Raw genomic sequence first — 16,845 nt, 5'->3', positions numbered from 1 at the left:
GCTCAGCCCCCGGGGGCGGTCTCGTACGCGGTGGGGTCGGCCACGCCGGCGAGGGTGAAGGCCTCGCGCCGCTCCACGCAGGTGCCGCAGCGCCCGCAGTGGCGCTCGCCCCCGCGGTAGCACGACCAGGTGCGCTCGAAGGGCACGCCGAGCCGGTGGCCGGCGCGCACGATCGCCGCCTTGTCGAGGTGGAGGAAGGGGGTGACCAGCATGTCCGCGGGGGCGAAGCCCTCGGTGGCCAGGGTCTGCATCCGCCGGTAGGCGTCGACGAAGGCGGGGCGGCAGTCGGGGTACACGGGGTGATCGCCGGCGTGGAAGGCCGCGGCCACCGTCGCGGCGCCCCCGGCGACGGCGACGGCGTGGGCGACGGTGAGCATCACCGCGTTGCGGTTGGGCACGACCGTGATTCGCATGGTCTGGTCGGCGTAGTGGCCGTCGGGCACCTCGACCGCGGCATCGGTGAGCGCCGACCCGCCGAGCAGCACCCCGAGGGAGCCGAGGTCGACGCAGTCCCAGCGCGCCCCCAGCCGCTCCGCGCAGGCGCGGGCGTCGTCGAGCTCGCGGCGGTGGCGCTGGCCGTAGTCGATGGAGACGAGGTGGAGCGGCGCGTGGCCACGGTGGTGGAGGAGGTGGGCGAGGGTCACCGAGTCGAGACCCCCGGAGACCAGCGCCACCGCACCGCCCGCCCGGGCCCCCGCCTCCGTCGTGGCGCCCGGCTCTCCGGTCATGGGTCCTCCCCCGCCTCGCCCACCGGGTCCGATCCTCGCACATAGTCGATGTCCGTGCCCCCCAGCCGATCGCGCATCACCTCGAACGCCTCGGGGTTGCAGTCGACGAGGACGAAGCGGCGTCCCAGCCGGCGGGCGACGGCGCCGGTGGTGCCGCTGCCGGCGAAGAAGTCGAGCACGCAGTCGCCGGCGCGGGTCGAGGCGGTGACGATGCGGCGCAGCACCGCCTCCGGCTTCTGGGTGGGGTAGCCGGTCTTCTCCCGCCCGGTCGGCGAGACGATGGTGTGCCACCAGACGTCGGTGGGCAGCTTGCCCAGCTCCGCCTTCGCCGCGGTCACCAGCCCGGGCGCCATGTAGGGCTCGCGGTCGACCGCCGTGCTGTCGAACCAGTACGCGTCCGGGTCCTTCACGTAGACGAGGATGTTGTCGTGCTTGGCCGGCCACCGCCGCCGGCTGCGGGCCCCGTAGTCGTAGGCCCAGATGATCTCGTTGAGGAAGCGGTCACGGCCGACCAGACCGTCGAGGAGCACCTTGACGTGGTGCACCTCGCGGTAGTCGAGGTGCACGTAGAGGGTGCCGGCGGGGCCCAGCACCCGCCACGCCTCGCGCAGCCGGGGCTCGAGGAACGCGAGGTAGTCGTCGTGGGCGTCGGTGTACGCGCGGGTGCCGGTGGTCTCGGTGCGGTAGCGGCGGCCTCCGAAGCCGGTCCGGTCGCCGCCGGCCTCGCTCTGCACGGTGCGCATCGACGTGCGCCGCTGCACCCGCCCGGTGTTGAACGGCGGGTCGATGTAGACGAGCGCGATCTCGGCGTCGGGCAGCCGCCGCAGCACCTCGAGGTTGTCGGCGAGATGGACGCGGCCGCGGCCGGGGCCGGGGAGCGCGAGCGGCGGTGCGGGGAGGGCGCTCAGCTGCGCCAGCGCACCTGCGGGGAGGCGCCGTTCACCACCCCCTGCAGCGGCTCTCCCTGCATCGCCCGGGTCAGGTTGCCGGCGATCATCGAGAAGATGCGCATCCGCGACTCGGCGGTGGCGCCGCCGATGTGCGGCGAGAGCAGCACCCGGTCGCTGTGCCGCAGCGGCGAGTCCGCGGCGAGCGGCTCGGTGGCGAAGACGTCGAGCGCGGCGCCGCCCAGGGCGCCGGAGTCGAGCGCGGCGATCAGCGCCCCCTCGTCGACCAGCCCGCCGCGGCCGCCGTTGACGACCACCGCCCCGCGGGGCATCCGCGCCAGCCGGCCGGCATCGAGCAGCCCGCGGGTCTCCGCGGTGAGCGGGACGACGAGCACCAGCACGTCGCTGCCGCGGACCAGGTCGTCGAGCTCGCGCCAGGTGGCGCCGTGCTCCTCCTCGGGGGGACGGCGGCGCCGCGACCAGTACGAGACGTCGCACCCGAAGGCGCCGAAGCGCACCGCGCAGCGGCTGCCGATATCGCCGAAGCCGACGATCCCGACCCGCTGGGCGCCGAGCTCGCGGCAGCCGCGCTCCGCCGCCTCCAGCTGTGGCCACCGCCCGGCGCGCACCTCGGCGTCCGCCCAGGTCATCGAGCGGAGCACCGACAGCGCGGCGGCGACGCACCACTCGGCGACGCCGGTGGCGTTCGCCCCCGGGGTGCTCGCCACCGGCACGCCCGCCGCGGCCCAGGCGGCGAGGTCGATCGAGTCGGTCCCCGCCCCGGCGTTCTGGATGTAGCCGATGCCGGAGGCGAGCGCGGCCTCCGCCGCTCCCAGCCGCAGCGTGCCGCTCCAGTCGGCGAGCACCACGTCGGCGCCGCCGAGCACGGCGCGCACCCCGTCCTGGTCGCGGCTCGGCGGCAGGGCCACGTCGATGCCGGCGCCGTCGAGCAGGGTGATCATCTCGGGAGGGACGGCGGGGGCCAGCGCCGCGAGCCTCAACCGCCGGCCGTCGCCACCCGCCATGTCGCACCTCCTGGTCGTGAGCCCGCCGGGCCCATGTTAAAGAGCCAGCCGGTCGAGCCAGGCGAGCAGCGCGGCGAAGCGGGTGCGCAGCAGCAGCTGGTGGCCGCCCGCCGCGCCCTGCCGCCCGGCCCGCGGCAGCAGCGCCGCCCAGCGGTCGGCGTCGGCGGCGGCGACGCTGCGGTCCTCGGGGGAGGTGAGGATCAGGGCCGGCGATCCCGGCCAGGCCGCCAGGCCGGCGAGCTCGGCCTCGGTGGACGGGTCCCAGAGGACGGCGCCGGCGGTGCCCCAGTAGCTGGGCAGGGTGTGGCGCAGGTAGTCGGCGATGACGGCGCGTGGGAAGGTGCGCGAGCGCACCGGCAGGGTGATCACCGGCCAGGCCGCCTGGAGCGCGCCGTACACCAGCCGGCGGCCGGGACGCCGGTCGGCGGCGTGGGTGCGCCGGCTCGCCGCCGGCATGCCCCTCCCGGTGGCGGGGAAGGGGGTGGCGACGAGGGCGAGCGCGGCCACCCGCTCCGGCCGGCGCGCCGTCCAGAGGGCGGCGAGCACCCCGCCGAGCGAGTGGCCCACCACCACCACCCGCCCGCCGGGGGCGGCCTCGTCGACGACGGCGTCGAGGTTGTCGAGGTGGAAGCGGCGGCCGTAGTCGACCGCGGGCTTGTCGGAGTGGCCGAAGCCGCCGAGGTCGGGGGCGACCACGGTGAACCGGTCGCGGGCCAGGGCGGCGAGGCCGTCGAAGTACCGGCCCGAGCCGCCCAGGCCGTGGACGGCGACGACCACGGGTCCGGAGCCCCCGCTCCAGACCCGCAGCCGTCCCCAGGGGCGCTGCAGGGAGTGACCCCGCAGCGCCGTCACCCGGCGGCCCCGGTCAGGCCACCGGCGGCGGAGGCGGAGGCGCGGTCCCGCCGAGGTCGCCGCGGCGCTCGAGATACTCGGAGCGGGTCACCTCGCCGCGGGCGTAGCGCATGTCGAGCTCGTCGAGCCCCGGCGAGCGGGGCGGCGGCGGGGTGTGGTGGGGCGTCTGCGCGCGGGCCTGCAGGAACGAGCGCGCCACGTAGACGGCGGCCGCGATCACCAGCAGGACGGCGACGAAGCGCAGCACCGTGGCCAGCACCAGCTGCCACTCGCTGACCTGATGGAACCCTGGGCCCGAGCCCCGGAAGGCCGGCCTGGTGAACATCGACGTGCTTCTCCTCTCGATCGGGGCGGGACGCTTTCGACCAGTCTGGGCCGTTCGGCATAACCACCGTGTAACCTCCGCGGCGACCGTGTCCGAGAGCCTGCGCCCCGCGGGCCCCGCGCCACCCTAGCCGACGTCCCGCGGCGGGGTGTGGACGGCTCTGGCCGGTGACCCGCCGACCCGGCGGCCGCCGACCCGAGGCGGCGAGGCGGTCGCGTGCCCGGCAGCACCTAGACTTGGACGCGACCGTCGGGCCGTGCGGGAGGGAGTGAGGTTGATGCGGGTGACCATCCCCGCGCCGGTGCTGCGGGCCGTGGTGCGCACCACGTTCCGCCCGGTGCTGAGCGTCGCCGTGCCGCCGCGGGTGCAGCGGCCGGTCACCGAGGCGCTGCTCCGCCCGCTGGCGGTCACCCTGGGCGCGCGGATCCGGTCGGTCGACCTCGGCGGGGTTTCCACCGAGGTGGTCGAGCACGACGGCGCCGACCGCTCCGCGGCGATCCTCTACCTCCACGGCGGCGGCTTCACCACGCTCTCGCCGGTCACCCACCGCAGCCTCGCCGCCCATCTCGCGCTCGCAGCCGGGTGTCCCGTCTACGTGCCGCGCTACCGGCTGGCCCCCGAGCATCCCTGCCCCGCGGCCCTCGAGGACGCGCTCGCCGCCCACCGCGCGCTGCTCGCCTCCGGCCTGCGCCCGGAGCGGGTCGCCCTCGCCGGCGACTCCGCGGGCGCCAACCTGGTCATGGCCGCGGCGCTGCGCCTGCGTGACACCGGCGCGCCACCGCCCCCGGCGCTCGGCCTGATCTCCCCATGGCTCGACCTCACCCTGAGCGGCCGGTCGGTGGTCGCGGAGGCCTCGGGCGACCCCCTGCTCCAGCCCTCCTGGCTGCGCCTGTGCGCCCGCCGCTACGCGGGCGACCGCGCCCTCGACGACCCCACGGTGTCGCCGCTCTTCGCCGACCTCCGCGGGCTGCCGCCCGTCATGGTCCAGGGCGGCGCCAACGACGTCCTGGTCAGCGACGCCGACCGCTTCGTCGATCGCGCCCGGGCCGCCGGGGTGAGCGTCGACCACGACCGGGTCGAGGGGATGTGGCACGACTTCCAGGTGCTCGCCGGGCTGCTCGCCGCCGCCGGCCCCGCGATCACCCGGCTGGGGACGTTCCTGCGCACCCGCATCGAGGGCTCGCCCCGGCCGCCCCGCGTCGCCATCGTCGGCGGCGGCTTCGCCGGCGTGGGGATGGCGATCCAGCTCAAGCAGAGCGGCCTCGCCGACTTCACCCTCTTCGAGAAGGCGGGCAGCGTCGGCGGGGTCTGGCGCGAGAACACCTACCCGGGGGCGGCCTGCGACGTCGCCTCCCACCTCTACTCGTACTCGTTCGAGCGCAGCCGCGACTGGTCGCGCCGCTTCTCGCCCCAGCGCGACATCCTCGCCTACCTCGACGGCTGCGTCCGCCGGTACCGGCTCGGGCCCCACCTGCGGCTCGGCACCGAGATCGCCTCCGCCGACTTCGACGAGCCGACCCGGCGCTGGCGGCTGCGCACCACCGCCGGCGAGACCGTCGAGGTGGACGTGCTGGTGACCGCCTGCGGCCAGCTGAGCCGGCCCGCCCTGCCCGCCATCCCCGGCATCGAGCGCTTCGCCGGCACCGCCTTCCACTCCGCGCGGTGGGATCACTCCTATGACATGACCGGGAAGCGGGTGGCGGTGATCGGCACCGGCGCGAGCGCGATCCAGTTCGTGCCCGAGATCGCCCAGCGGGTCGAGCGGCTGCACCTCTTCCAGCGCAGCGCGCCGTGGGTGATCCCCAAGCTCGACGCGCCCTACCGGGCGAGGCACCGGCGCCTCTTCCGGTGGCTGCCGCTGTGGCCGCTGGCGGCCCGCGCCGGCTGGTTCCTCTTCTTCGAGACGGCCGCCCTCGGCTTCACCCGGGCCCGCTGGATGGTCACCCCGCTGCGGCTGACGTCGCGCGCGATGCTGCGGCTGCAGGTGCGCGACCGGGCGGTGCGCTCCCGGCTCGTCCCCGACTACGAGATGGGCTGCAAGCGGGTGCTGATCTCCTCCCACTACTACCGGGCGATGGCGCGGAGCAACCTCGAGGTGGTCACCGACACGGTCCGCGAGGTCACCCGCGACGGCGTGGTCACCGCCGACGGTACCGAGCGCAGGGTCGACGCCATCGTCTACGGCACCGGGTTCACCGCCAACGCCTTCCTTGCGCCGATCCGGATCCGCGGGCTCGGCGGCGGCTCGCTCGACGACGTCTGGCGTGACGGCGCCGAGGCGTACCTGGGGCTGAGCGTCACCGGCTTCCCCAACCTCTTCATCCTCTACGGGCCCAACACCAACCTCGGGTCGGGGTCGATCATCCACATGCTCGAGAGCCAGATCAGCTGGGTGCTGGGAGCGCTGCGGGAGATGACCCGCCGCCCCGGCGTGTCCCTCGACCTCCGCGACAGCGTCCAGGACGCCTTCGGCCGCGAGGTGCAGGAGCGGCTGCGCACCTCGGTGTGGCAGAGCGGGTGCACCAGCTGGTACCGCACCCCGTCCGGGCGCGTCGTCAACAACTGGCCGGGGCTGATGTCCGAGTACCGCCGCCGCACCCGGCGATTCGACCCCGCCGTCTACCGGGTGCTTGCCCCCGATCCCGCCGCGACCGCGGTGGCGCAGCCCGAATCGGCGGGGGCCGCGGGATGAGGCGCCCGGCCCTCGACGTCGCCGGACGGGTGGTGCTGGTCACCGGCGGCGCCCGCGGCATCGGCCTCGACACCGCCCGGCGGCTGGCGGCGCGGGGCGCGCGGCTGGCGCTGCTCGACATCGACGGCGCCGAGGCCGAGCGCGCCGCCGCGGAGCTGGGCGGCGGCGCCATCGCCGGCACCGTCGACGTCACCGACGCCGAGGCGCTCACCGCCGCGGTGGAGCGGGTGGTCGAGCGCCTCGGCGGCATCGACGTGGTCATCGCCAACGCCGGCATCGAGCCGCCGCCGGCGACGATGCTCTCGGTCGACCGGGCCGACTTCGACCGGGTGCTGGCGGTCAACCTCCACGGGGTCTGGCACACCGTGAAGGCCGCGCTCTCCCATGTCGTCGAACGCCGCGGACACGTGGTGGTGGTGGCCTCCGCCTACGCGTTCATGAACGGGACCATGGCGGCGCCGTACGCGGCCAGCAAGGCGGCGGTCGAGCAGCTGGGGCGGGCGCTGCGCACCGAGCTGGCGCCCCACGGCGCGACCGCCGGGGTGGCCTACTTCGGCTTCGTCGACACCGACCTGGTGCGCCGCGCCTTCGCGTCGGAGACGGTCGGGGCGGTCCGGAAGGCGCTGCCCGGCTGGCTCACCAGGCCGGTCGAGGTGGGACTCGCCGGCGAGGCGATCGCCCGCGGGGTCGAGCGCCGCGCCGCCCGGATGACCGCGCCGGGGTGGGTGGCGCCGGCGCTGGTGCTCCGCGGGGTCATCGCCGGCCTCGACGGGATGCTCGCTCGCGATCGGCGCCTGCACGAGGCCATCCGCCTGGCGGAGTCGCCGCCGCCGGCTGCGGTCGAGCCGGCCAGGACCGCGGAGGGCGGCTAGACCTCGCTCACGGCGTCGGCAGCGGGGTCGGCGTGGGGCGGTGGGTGGGCCGGTGGGTGGCCCCCGGGACCGGGGTGGCGCCGGCGGTCGCCGGCCCCGTCCCGGCGATGTGCGACGCGTGCGGAGCCGAGGGGCTGTGCGGCGCCGACGGCGTGCTCGCCGGCACCCCGGGCCCGGCGCTGCGTCCCGACGCGTCGACCACGGCGCCGACCGCCCCGCCGATCGCGACCGTCGCGGTCACCGCCCCAGCGATGCGCTTCACCACCCTGATGCGCTGGGTTCGAGTCACGCGCGCAGTGTACTCCCGAGGAACGGCTGTTCGGGGCGGCCGTGTGCTAAGCATCCCGCGATGCCGCTCCACGTCAGCACCCACCCGGTGGTGCTCGACTGCCTCGCCGGGCTCCGCGACCACCGCACCGGTCCCGAGGAGTTCCGCAGCCTGGCGCGCAAGATCATGACCCTGCTGCTCTACGAGGCGACCGCCGGGCTGCCCACCCGCGAGGCGACGGTGACCACGCCGATGACCGAGGCGGCGGCGTCGTACCTCGACGGCGAGGTGGTCGCCATCCCGGTGCTGCGCGCCGGCCTCGGACTGCTGCCGCCGGTGCTCGACCTGCTGCCCCGGGTGAGCGTCGGCTACCTCGGCCTCGAGCGTGACGAGACCACCGCGGTGGCACGCATCTACTACCGCAAGCTGCCGCCGATGGCGGGCAAGCTGCCGCTCCTTCTCGACCCCATGCTCGCCACCGGCGGCTCCGCCGCCCAGGCGCTCGACCTCATCACCGCGGCCGGGGGGCTCGGCACCCGGCTGGTCTGCGTGGTGGCAGCCCCGGAGGGGGTCCGCCGGCTCGAGGAGGCGCATCCCGACGTGAGCGTCTTCACCGCCGCCCTCGACGACGGGCTGAACAGCAGCGCCTACATCGTCCCCGGCCTCGGCGACTTCGGCGACCGGCTCTTCGGCACCACCGGCGCCTGATCCGCGACCACGCCGTGCAGCACCAGGCCGAGCACACTGCGGCGGGCGCGCTCCGGTGACCAGCGGTGGCGTGCGCGCAGGTGCACGTGGGTCCAGCACACCGCGTTGAAGAGCACCGAGGCGGTCTCCTCCGGGCTCGAGCCCGGGCGCAGCGTGCCGTCGGCGACACCGTCGCGGAGGATGCGCTCGAGCGGGCGGCTGAACTCGCCGCGCGGCACCAGCCCCGCCGTCTCGGCGTCGTGGAACGCGGTGTCGCAGCCGGAGAGGAGGACGAGGTTGTCGTCGGCCACCCGGCAGAGCGCCGCCAGCGCGTCCTCCAGCCGTGCTCGCGGCGTACCGGTCGAGGTCACCACCGGCCAGAGCGCCTGGCGGTGGGAGGCGGCGAGGCGCAGCAGCAGCCCCGCGGAGATGCCGTCCCGCCGCACCCCCTGACGCCACAGCGTGACCCGCGACCGGCCCGCCTCGGAGGCGATGCGGTCGAGGGTCATCCCCTCCCATCCCCAGGCTGCCAGGGCACGCAGCGCGGCGTCGAGCAGGAGGGGATCGTCGACGGCCCCACCGGCCGCCTCGTCCTCGGTGCTATGCAACGTTGGCGTTTCACCCATGCATCTGTGATGCTACCATCGGCGGCCGTGAACCTCCTCCATCGACGCTACTGCCGCTCCGAGCGCTGGGCGCGGACCGTCGCCGGCCGGGTGATCCCACCGGCGCTCGAGAGCGTCGACCTCGGTGACGACGTGCTCGAGGTCGGGCCGGGACCTGGCCGCACCACCGACCTGCTGCGTCGGCGCGTCCCCCGGCTCACCTCGCTGGAGATCGACGCGCGGCTCGCCGCCGCGCTGGCGCTGAGGATGCGCGGCACCGGCGTCGAGGTGGTGCACGGCGACGGCACAGCGATGCCCTTTCCCGACGGCCGCTTCTCGGCGGTGGTCTGCTTCACCATGCTCCACCACGTCCCCTCCGCGGCGCTGCAGGACCGGCTGCTCGCGGAGACGTGCCGGGTGCTCCGCCCCGGCGGGGTGCTCGCCGGCAGCGACAGCGTCGGTGGCACCCTGGTGTTCCGCCTGCTCCACGTGCGCGACACCATGGTGCTGGTGGACGCGGCCGGGCTTCCGGAGCGGCTGCGCCGGGCCGGCTTCGAGCAGGTCAGCGTGGTGCGGGACGGGCGGCTGCGCTTCCGTGCGGTGCGTCCCGCCGGCGGCTGAGAGCCGCCTGCTCCATCGGCGGAGGCCCTTGACATGCCGTCCTGGGTGCTGTATTAAACCATCTAGTTATTTAACCGAGTAGTTCACAATGGATATGTCGCCCGATCAGCTCAGCTCCACCTTCGCGGCCCTCGCCGACCCCACCCGGCGCGCCATCCTGGCTCGTCTCGCCGGCGGCGAGGCCCCCGTGACGGAGCTGGCGAAGCCGTTCGCGATGAGCCTTCCCGCCATCTCCAAGCACCTCAAGGTGCTGGAGCGCGCCGGTCTCATCGCGCGCGGTCGCGAGGCCCAGTGGCGGCCCTGCCGGCTGGAGGCGGGGCCGCTGAAGGACGCCTCCGACTGGCTGGACGGCTACCGTGAGTTCTGGGAGCAGAGCCTCGGTCGCCTGGACGACTACCTGCGTGAGCTGCAGAGCACGACGAAGGAGGAGACCCATGGCCCCGACGACCAGTGAGAGCACGACCTCGGCAGACCGGGAGCTGCTGCTCACCCGCGTCCTCGATGCCCCCCGCGCGCTCGTCTTCCGCGCCTGGACCGACCCCGAGCACCTGGTCCGCTGGTGGGGTCCGAAGGGCTTCACCACCCCCTCGTGCACCATGGACGTCCGTCCCGGCGGCGCCTGGCGCATCTGCATGCGCGGACCCGACGGCGTCGATCACTGGGTGTGGGGCGTCTACCGCGAGGTCGTGGAGCCGGAGCGGCTGGTGACCACCTGGGCCTGGGAGGAGCCCGACGGCAGTTCCGGCCGCGAGACCGTGCTCACCGTGACCTTCGAGGAGCAGGGCACCCGGACTGCGCTCACTCTGCACCACGCGCGCTTCGGCGACGCGGTCGAGTGTGAGAACCATCGGAACGGCTGGTCGCAGATCCTGGACCGCCTCGCCGCCGAGATCGTGGAGGCGACGGCGTGAAGCACGCGGTGGTGTCGCGGGACGAGTGGCTGGCGGCGCGCACGGAGCACCTCCGTCGCGAGAAGGAGTTCTCGAAGCTCCGTGATCAGCTGAGCGCGGAGCGGCGCGCGCTGCCCTGGGTGCGGGTCGACACGACCTACACCTTCGACACCCCGGACGGCCCCCGGACGCTCGCCGACCTCTTCGACGGTCGCGGTCAGCTGATCGTCTACCACTTCATGTTCGGACCGGGCTGGGAGGAGGGGTGCCGGAGCTGTTCGCTGGTCTCCGACCACTTCGACGGCGCGACCGTCCACCTCGCCCAGCGCGACATCACCCTGGTGGCGGTCTCCCGCGCCCCCCTCGACCAGATCGAGGCGTTCAGGGGGCGGATGGGCTGGCGCTTCCGGTGGGTGTCGTCGTACGGGAGCGACTTCAACCACGACCACCACGTGTCGTTCACCGACCAGGATCGGGCCGCGGGCGAGGTCGACTACAACTTCGGCCGGCGGCGGTTCACGAGCGACGAGCTTCCCGGTCTGAGCGTCTTCACCCGCGACGAGAACGGCGACGTCCTCCACACCTATTCCACCTACGCGCGCGGCCTCGACATGCTGGTCGGCGCGTACAACCTGATGGACCTCGTCCCGAAGGGTCGCGACGAGGACGCCCTCGACTTCACCATGGCCTGGGTGCGCCACCACGATCGCTACCCCACCGCCCCGGCGACGCCCTGACCCCAGACGCACGGGCTCCGGGTCGAGCCGGCCGCCGGCTCGACCCGGGGTCAGTTCCACCTGCTCGTCCGACCCTGAACGGAGGGTGACCGAATGCCCGACCGGCGGTTTCGCTTCGGAGTGGTTGCGGCCCCGCGCGGCGGCGGCGAGGACTGGCTGTCCACGGCGCGGCGGGTGGCGGAGCTCGGCTACTCGACCCTCCTGATGCCCGACGTCCCGCAGCTGCTCGCGCCCTTCCCGTCCCTCGCGATGGCCGCCGCGGTGGCCGATCTGCGGGTCGGGACGTTCGTGCTGGCCGGTCCGCTGCGCCCGCCGCGCTCGGCGGCCTGGGAGGCGCACAGCCTGTCGGTGCTGACCGGCGGCCGCTTCGAGCTCGGGATCGGCACCGGGCGGCCCGACGTGCGCCCGTTCACGGAGGAGCTCGGCCTGCCCTACGGGTCGGCCGTCGAGCGCCTCGCCCAGGTGGCCGAGACCATCGAGCACCTGCGTGTCCTCGACGGTGACGGGCACACCCCCGTGCTGATCGCCGCCGGCGGCCCCAGGGCACGTGCGCTCGCCGCCGCCCACGCGGACATCATCACCCTGGCCGCCGATCCGCTCGCCACCCGCGACGAGGTGGCCCGGATGGCCGCCGAGGTCCGCGACCTGGCCGGGCCCCGGGTCGATGCGATCGAGCTGGCGATGAACCTGTTCGTGGTGGGTGACCAGCTCGCTCCGGGGACCGAGCGGTTCTTCCCGGTGGACGCGGCCACGCTGATCGAGCGCGACTCCCTGACCATGCTCCGGGGCACCACCCAGGAGATGGCCGACGAGCTGCAACGCCGCCGCGAGATCCTCGGCGTGTCCTACATCAGCGTCAACGGCGCCTTCCTCGAGCAGATGGCACCGGTGGTGGAGATGCTCGCAGGCCGCTGACCGGCTACACCCGCCCCGCGGCCTGCCTCCCCCGCCTCGACACCGCGTCGATGGTGACCGCGACCAGCAGCACGCCGCCCTCGATCATGAACTTCACCGACGACGGCAGCGCCAGGAGATCCATGCCGTTGGCGATGGAGCCGATCACCAGGGCGCCGAGGAGCGCCGACCACACGCTGCCGCGGCCGCCGAAGAGGCTGGTGCCGCCGATCACCGCGCAGGCGATCGCGTCGAGGGTGAAGTTGCCCCCGCCCGAGCCCTGGTTCACCGCGAAGAGGCGCGAGGCGGCGAGCACTCCGCCGCACGCGGCGAGGGTGGACGAGAGCACGAACACGACCACCCGGATGCGGTCGACGGGGATGCCGGCGCGCTTGGCCGCCTCCGCGTTGCCCCCGGTGGCGTAGAGGTGGCGGCCGAAGGTCGTCCGCCCGCAGATGACGTCGAACAGCACCACCAGGCCGAGCAGGATCACGACGCCCAGGGGCACGCCGGACACCGGGATCACCCCGCGGCCGCGGTTGGTGCTCATCAGCCCGACCACCGCGAGCACGGGCAGGGCGATCACCGCCTGCCGGACGGCGAACAGGCTGATCGGCGGCACCAGCAGGCCGGCCCGCAGCCGCCGCCGGCGGTTCCACAGCCCGCCCAGCGCGTAGGCGGCGACGAAGGCGAGGCCCACCACCCATCCCAGCCACACCGGCAGCAGCCGGTTCATGAGCGCCAGGATGAAGCTGTCGTTGAGGTTGATCGTGCCGCTGGTGCCGAGCACGTAGAGCAGCGCGCCCTGGAAGCCGATGAACCCCGCCAGGCTCACGATGAACGACGGCACCTGCAGCTTGGTGCGGATCAGGCCGATGCACAGGCCCACCACCGCACCGACCGCGAGCGCGGCGAGCACCGCCACCGGACCGGGCACTCCGTGGTTCACCGACAGCACCGCGAGCACGCCCCCGCAGAACCCGCTCAGGGGGCCGATCGAGAGGTCGATCTCGCCGAGCAGCAGCACCGGGACCACCCCGACGGCGAGCACGCCGACGGGAACGATCTGCTGCAGCAGGTTGGTGAGGTTCAGCGCCGTCAGGTAGTTCGGGTTCTGCAGCTGGAAGACCGCGGCGATGACCACCAGCCCGACGATCACCGGGACGGGTCCGAGCTCGCCCTGACGCAGGCGGCGAAGTCCGAGCCTCACCAGGCCCGCCCAGCCGCCCCGCTCCAGTGCCAGGCGGGGGTCGTCGACCATCGTGCTCATGACGCCGCGTCCGTGCCCGCGGCCGGCCCGTCCGCCGCGGCCGCTCCATCGGTGCCTGCGCCGGTGATCGCGGCGACCACCTCGTCGCGCCGCACCGTCGGGGCGTCGAACGAGGCGATGCGGCGGCCCAGGCGCAGCACGACGATGCGGTCGGCGACCTCGAAGACGTCCGCGAGGTTGTGGCTGATCACCACCACACCGAGACCCTGCTCGCGCAGTCGCATGATCAGGTCGAGCACCTGGCGGGTCTGCGCCACCCCGAGCGCCGCGGTGGGCTCGTCGAGCAGCACCACCCGGGCATCGCCCATCACCGCGCGGGCCACCGCCACCGACTGGCGCTGGCCGCCGGACAGGGAGGCGACCTGGGTGCGCACCGAGGGGATCTTCACCGACAGATCGCGGAGCACCTCGATGGCGCGCCGCTCCATGGGAACCTCGTCGACGACGCCCAGCGGCCCGCGGCCGATCTCCTCCTCGCGGCCCAGGTACAGGTTCGCGACGACGTCGAGGTTGTCGCACAGCGCGAGGTCCTGGTAGACGGTGGCGATCCCCAGATCGGTGACGCTGCGTGGCCCGCGCACGGTGACCGGCCGCCCGTCGAAGATGTACTCGCCCTCATCGGCCCGGTAGACACCGGCGATGATCTTGACGAGCGTGGACTTGCCGGCGCCGTTGTCACCGACGAGGGCGACCACCTCCGCCGGGAACACCTCGAAGTCGACACCCGACAGCGCCTGCACCGCCCCGAACGTCTTCGAGGTGCGCCGCAGCTCGAGGAGCGGCGAGCGCCGCGCCGGGTCGGACGCGGCTGCCGCCGCGGGGGATCTCCCCGCGGCGGCACCCACCTCGGTCACTGGATGCCCGCAGCCTTGCACGCCGCCGCGTACTGCGCGGTGCAGATCTCGGCGACGCTGTGGAACTGGTCGGCGATGATCGTGTCCTTCACGTTGCTCTTGGTGACGGCCACCGGATTGAGCAGGTGCGAGGGCACGTCGATGCTGTCGTTGTTGGTCTTGCTGTCGAAGCCGCTCAGCGTCCTGCCGCCGAGCAGGTCGAGAGCCGCCTGGGCGGCGAGCTCGGCCTCCGGCCGCACCGCCTTGTAGATGGTCATGTACTGCTCGCCGGCGAGCACGCGCTGGACCCCGGCGACCTCGGCGTCCTGTCCCGTCACCGGCGGGAGCGGGCTGACGTTCGCCGCCTTGAGGGCGGCGATGGCGCCGCCGGCGGTGCCGTCGTTCGCGCAGTACACGCCGTCGACCTTGCCCGCGAGCGCGGTCAGCGCCTGCTGCATCTCGTTCTGCGCCTGGTCGGGGCTCCAGTCGGGGGTGTCGTACTCCTTGTCGATGGTCAGCTTGCCGCTGGCCACGAGCGGGTCGAACACGTTGTGCGCGCCCTTCTTGAACGAGGCCGCATTGGCATCGGTGGGCGAGCCGTTGATCATCACGATGTGCGGGCTGGTCTTCCCCGCCGCCGTCAGCGCGCTCATCAGGCTCTGCGCCTGGAGCTCGCCGACCTTGACGTTGTCGAAGGAGACGTATGCGGTGACGCCGGCCGAGCCCTTGATGAGCCGGTCGTATGCGATCACCGGAACGCCCGCCGCCTGTGCCTTGGTGGCGATCGCACCGGCCGCCTTGGAGTCGACGGGGTCGAGGATGAGGACCTTGGCGCCGTTGGTGATCGCCGCGTCCGCCTGGTTCTGCTGGGTGGCGGCGTCCTGGTTCGCATTGCTGTAGATGAGCTGGCTGGTGTCGTAGCCGAGCGCCCTCAGCCGCGCGGTGATGTCGGGCCGGTCGGAGGCCTCGTAGCGGGCGGTCTTCGTCTCGGGCAGGAGCAGCGCGATCTTTCCAGTCGGGGCCGAGCTGCCGCCCGCGCCGGGGGTGCCGCCGGTCGAGCCGGAGGACCCACAGGCCGCCACGACGGTGAGCGCTCCCACCCCGGCGAGTAGACGCACGAACTTCATCGGTGCTCCCCCTGTCGAGACGCATGGCTGCACAGAGCCGTGCATGCCCCACACATACGAATCTGCCTCGCTGACTGTCGCGGGCTCGATCGTACCTCCGAATGCGCCAAGACGTACAGGAATGTTGTAGAGCAGGCGAGGGATGGCGTGCACGTGCTCGTCACCGGCGGTCGCGCAGTGAATGCGGCGCGCAGACCGGAAAGCGATCGCAGGAATCCGGGGGGAAGCCCCTCCTCAGCCGGGCGACGCGTGCTCGAGCACGAGGGCCGCCACCCGGTGCCCGAGCCGAAGGCCCGCCTCGTGGTCGATCCGGGTGTGCACGCCGGCGAGGATGCGGCTGACCCCTGCCTCGATGGCCGCCTCGTGGAACCCCGGGAAGCTGCGGGTCACGCCGGGAAGCAGCTCGGAGCTCACCGTGATCGCGGTGTGATCGCCGAAGAACTCCAGATCGGCGCGCTCCAGAACCGGGCGGCCACGGTCTGGTCGGCCGTCCGGATGGTGCTGGAGTCGCGACCGAGGTCCCGCACCTCGGTGATGGCGGCGATGTACTCGGGGCTGGTCACGTCGGGCGGAGGCTCGGGACGGAACTGCGCGGCGTCCTCGAGCACGAACGGGGTCACCCCCGCCCAGTGGGTGAACGCCGCCCTGGCCAGGCCCGGCGGCGTGGGTCGGTACTCGCCGGGTGCGGTGCCCGCCGGGAGCGCTGGGGGCGGGTTCGCCGACCCGTCGCCCGCGCGGGACCCCAGCAGCCGCCGGGCGGCGCGGCGGCCGCCGTCGACGCCCCGCTGCCGTGCGGCGCCGTCGGGGATCGCGCCGAGCTCGGCGGCCAGCCGGCGGTCCAGCTCCTCCCGCCGGGCCGGGTACAGCCCGAGGAGCGCGTCGTGGCCAGCCTCGGCCGCGGCCGCGTCGAGCCGCGCGTCCCGGCCGGCGTGGAGCACGGCGTCCTCGATGGCGGCGTGCAGGATGGCGAAATTGCGGGTGGGTTGCACGGTCGCCGGCTGCGCGCCGGGCGTGCGCACGATCCGCAGCAGCTCCCGGTTCCAGTCGACGACGACGGCGCCCGAGCCCACCGGTGCCGCGGCGGCCGCGGGAGCCGTCCCACCCGTGCGTGCGATCACCGAGCCGCCGATCGCGGCGACCACCGACGCGGTCACCGCCAGTGCGGTCGTGGCCCTTCTGGTCATCTGGTGATCTCCCCGTGGCGGGTCCTGGTCAGCGAGCGGACCGGCGCCGGGCGCTGATCCGCGGCGACCACGGCGTGGAGGTGCGCGCCGCGGCGCACGCTGGAGATCGCCGCCACCGCGGTGGCGCCGCTGAGACCGGCCAGCAGGTACTCGAGGGCGACGCCGCTGCCGAAGGGATCGCCGAGGGTCCAGGGGGCGGGGTCGCCGGCCAGCAGCGCGAGGTTGAGCGCGAACCCGACCCCGAGCAGGGAGGCGACCGCGGCCGCCACGAGGACCTGGCGCGGCACCCGGGGTCCCAGGCGCAGCACCGCGAGCGCCGCCACCGTGAAGGTGACGGCGAGCCCGAGC

General features: G+C 74.2%; 21 protein-coding genes and 1 pseudogene. 9 read left to right on the top strand and 13 right to left on the bottom strand.

The window, feature by feature from the left end; translation table 11 throughout:
- Positions 1–2 precede the first annotated feature (2 nt).
- The 5 genes from queC to VGL20_06060 all read right to left on the bottom strand — a co-directional run bounded on the left by queC (position 3) and on the right by VGL20_06060 (position 3,817).
- The gene (gene queC, locus VGL20_06080; GenBank protein ID HEY2703240.1) at positions 3–728 is read right to left on the bottom strand and encodes a 7-cyano-7-deazaguanine synthase QueC; all 726 of its coding nucleotides are present in this window, start codon (positions 726–728) and stop codon (positions 3–5) included.
- Positions 725–1,558, bottom strand: a complete 834-nt coding sequence (locus VGL20_06075) for a site-specific DNA-methyltransferase (GenBank protein ID HEY2703239.1) — start codon at positions 1,556–1,558, stop codon at positions 725–727. Before VGL20_06075 ends, queC begins: the two co-directional genes overlap by 4 nt.
- Positions 1,559–1,632: 74 nt before the next feature.
- Complete coding sequence (locus VGL20_06070) at positions 1,633–2,640, bottom strand: 2-hydroxyacid dehydrogenase (GenBank protein HEY2703238.1); 1,008 nt, start codon at positions 2,638–2,640, stop codon at positions 1,633–1,635.
- A gap of 36 nt (positions 2,641–2,676) precedes the next feature.
- On the bottom strand, positions 2,677–3,492 hold the full coding sequence (locus tag VGL20_06065; protein ID HEY2703237.1) for an alpha/beta hydrolase: 816 nt from the start codon (positions 3,490–3,492) through the stop codon (positions 2,677–2,679).
- A 13-nt stretch (positions 3,493–3,505) separates the two neighbouring features.
- On the bottom strand, positions 3,506–3,817 hold the full coding sequence (locus VGL20_06060; GenBank protein HEY2703236.1) for an SHOCT domain-containing protein: 312 nt from the start codon (positions 3,815–3,817) through the stop codon (positions 3,506–3,508).
- Between the two features lie 277 nt (positions 3,818–4,094).
- Between VGL20_06060 and VGL20_06055 the strand changes: the two are divergent.
- The 3 genes and pseudogenes from VGL20_06055 (at position 4,095) to VGL20_06045 (ending at position 7,381) form a co-directional block, all read left to right on the top strand.
- Positions 4,095–4,907 (top strand): annotated as a pseudogene (locus tag VGL20_06055) (alpha/beta hydrolase).
- Positions 4,908–4,976: 69 nt separating this feature from the next.
- On the top strand, positions 4,977–6,509 hold the full coding sequence (locus VGL20_06050) for an NAD(P)/FAD-dependent oxidoreductase (GenBank protein ID HEY2703235.1): 1,533 nt from the start codon (positions 4,977–4,979) through the stop codon (positions 6,507–6,509).
- The gene (locus VGL20_06045) at positions 6,506–7,381 is read left to right on the top strand and encodes a short-chain dehydrogenase/reductase (GenBank protein ID HEY2703234.1); all 876 of its coding nucleotides are present in this window, start codon (positions 6,506–6,508) and stop codon (positions 7,379–7,381) included. Before VGL20_06050 ends, VGL20_06045 begins: the two co-directional genes overlap by 4 nt.
- Positions 7,382–7,388: 7 nt before the next feature.
- Here the strand turns inward: VGL20_06045 and VGL20_06040 are convergent, their stop codons facing one another.
- Positions 7,389–7,670, bottom strand: a complete 282-nt coding sequence (locus VGL20_06040) for a hypothetical protein (GenBank protein ID HEY2703233.1) — start codon at positions 7,668–7,670, stop codon at positions 7,389–7,391.
- A gap of 60 nt (positions 7,671–7,730) precedes the next feature.
- Between VGL20_06040 and upp the strand changes: the two genes are divergently transcribed.
- Complete coding sequence (gene upp, locus VGL20_06035; GenBank protein ID HEY2703232.1) at positions 7,731–8,357, top strand: uracil phosphoribosyltransferase; 627 nt, start codon at positions 7,731–7,733, stop codon at positions 8,355–8,357.
- Here the strand turns inward: upp and VGL20_06030 are convergent.
- On the bottom strand, positions 8,297–8,944 hold the full coding sequence (locus VGL20_06030) for a TetR/AcrR family transcriptional regulator (protein ID HEY2703231.1): 648 nt from the start codon (positions 8,942–8,944) through the stop codon (positions 8,297–8,299). The two genes, upp and VGL20_06030, sit on opposite strands and share 61 nt — an antisense overlap.
- A gap of 45 nt (positions 8,945–8,989) precedes the next feature.
- Between VGL20_06030 and VGL20_06025 the strand changes: the two genes are divergently transcribed.
- The 5 genes from VGL20_06025 (at position 8,990) to VGL20_06005 (ending at position 12,104) form a co-directional block, all read left to right on the top strand.
- A complete protein-coding gene (locus VGL20_06025) occupies positions 8,990–9,562 on the top strand; it encodes a class I SAM-dependent methyltransferase (protein HEY2703230.1) in 573 nt (190 codons plus the stop codon).
- Between the two features lie 94 nt (positions 9,563–9,656).
- Entirely contained in the window at positions 9,657–10,016 is a 360-nt protein-coding gene (locus VGL20_06020; protein HEY2703229.1) for a metalloregulator ArsR/SmtB family transcription factor, read from the top strand.
- Entirely contained in the window at positions 9,997–10,473 is a 477-nt protein-coding gene (locus tag VGL20_06015; protein ID HEY2703228.1) for an SRPBCC domain-containing protein, read from the top strand. The genes VGL20_06020 and VGL20_06015 overlap by 20 nt, the downstream gene beginning before the upstream one ends.
- Positions 10,470–11,189, top strand: coding sequence for a thioredoxin family protein (locus VGL20_06010; protein HEY2703227.1), 720 nt, complete (start codon positions 10,470–10,472; stop codon positions 11,187–11,189). Before VGL20_06015 ends, VGL20_06010 begins: the two co-directional genes overlap by 4 nt.
- Positions 11,190–11,282: 93 nt before the next feature.
- Complete coding sequence (locus VGL20_06005; protein ID HEY2703226.1) at positions 11,283–12,104, top strand: LLM class flavin-dependent oxidoreductase; 822 nt, start codon at positions 11,283–11,285, stop codon at positions 12,102–12,104.
- A gap of 4 nt (positions 12,105–12,108) precedes the next feature.
- On the opposite strand, the gene VGL20_06000 is transcribed toward VGL20_06005, so the two are convergent.
- The 6 genes from VGL20_06000 to VGL20_05975 all read right to left on the bottom strand — a co-directional run.
- Positions 12,109–13,353: a sugar ABC transporter permease gene (locus VGL20_06000; protein HEY2703225.1), complete on the bottom strand. Its 1,245-nt coding sequence runs from the start codon at positions 13,351–13,353 to the stop codon at positions 12,109–12,111.
- Entirely contained in the window at positions 13,350–14,198 is an 849-nt protein-coding gene (locus VGL20_05995) for an ATP-binding cassette domain-containing protein (GenBank protein HEY2703224.1), read from the bottom strand. Before VGL20_05995 ends, VGL20_06000 begins: the two co-directional genes overlap by 4 nt.
- 5 nt (positions 14,199–14,203) lie before the next feature.
- Complete coding sequence (locus VGL20_05990) at positions 14,204–15,313, bottom strand: sugar ABC transporter substrate-binding protein (protein HEY2703223.1); 1,110 nt, start codon at positions 15,311–15,313, stop codon at positions 14,204–14,206.
- A gap of 234 nt (positions 15,314–15,547) precedes the next feature.
- Positions 15,548–15,727 carry a hypothetical protein gene (locus VGL20_05985; protein ID HEY2703222.1) on the bottom strand — a complete coding sequence of 60 codons (180 nt, stop codon included), beginning with the start codon at positions 15,725–15,727 and terminating at the stop codon, positions 15,548–15,550.
- Positions 15,724–16,497 carry a hypothetical protein gene (locus VGL20_05980; GenBank protein ID HEY2703221.1) on the bottom strand — a complete coding sequence of 258 codons (774 nt, stop codon included), beginning with the start codon at positions 16,495–16,497 and terminating at the stop codon, positions 15,724–15,726. Before VGL20_05980 ends, VGL20_05985 begins: the two co-directional genes overlap by 4 nt.
- A partial coding sequence (locus VGL20_05975; protein HEY2703220.1) for a hypothetical protein occupies positions 16,494–16,845 on the bottom strand: 352 nt, incomplete at its 5' end. The genes VGL20_05975 and VGL20_05980, both read right to left, overlap by 4 nt.

This window comes from Candidatus Dormiibacterota bacterium (assembly GCA_036495095.1).
GTDB lineage: Bacteria > Chloroflexota > Dormibacteria > Aeolococcales > Aeolococcaceae > CF-96.
This window is presented reverse-complemented; position numbering and strand designations above follow the sequence as displayed.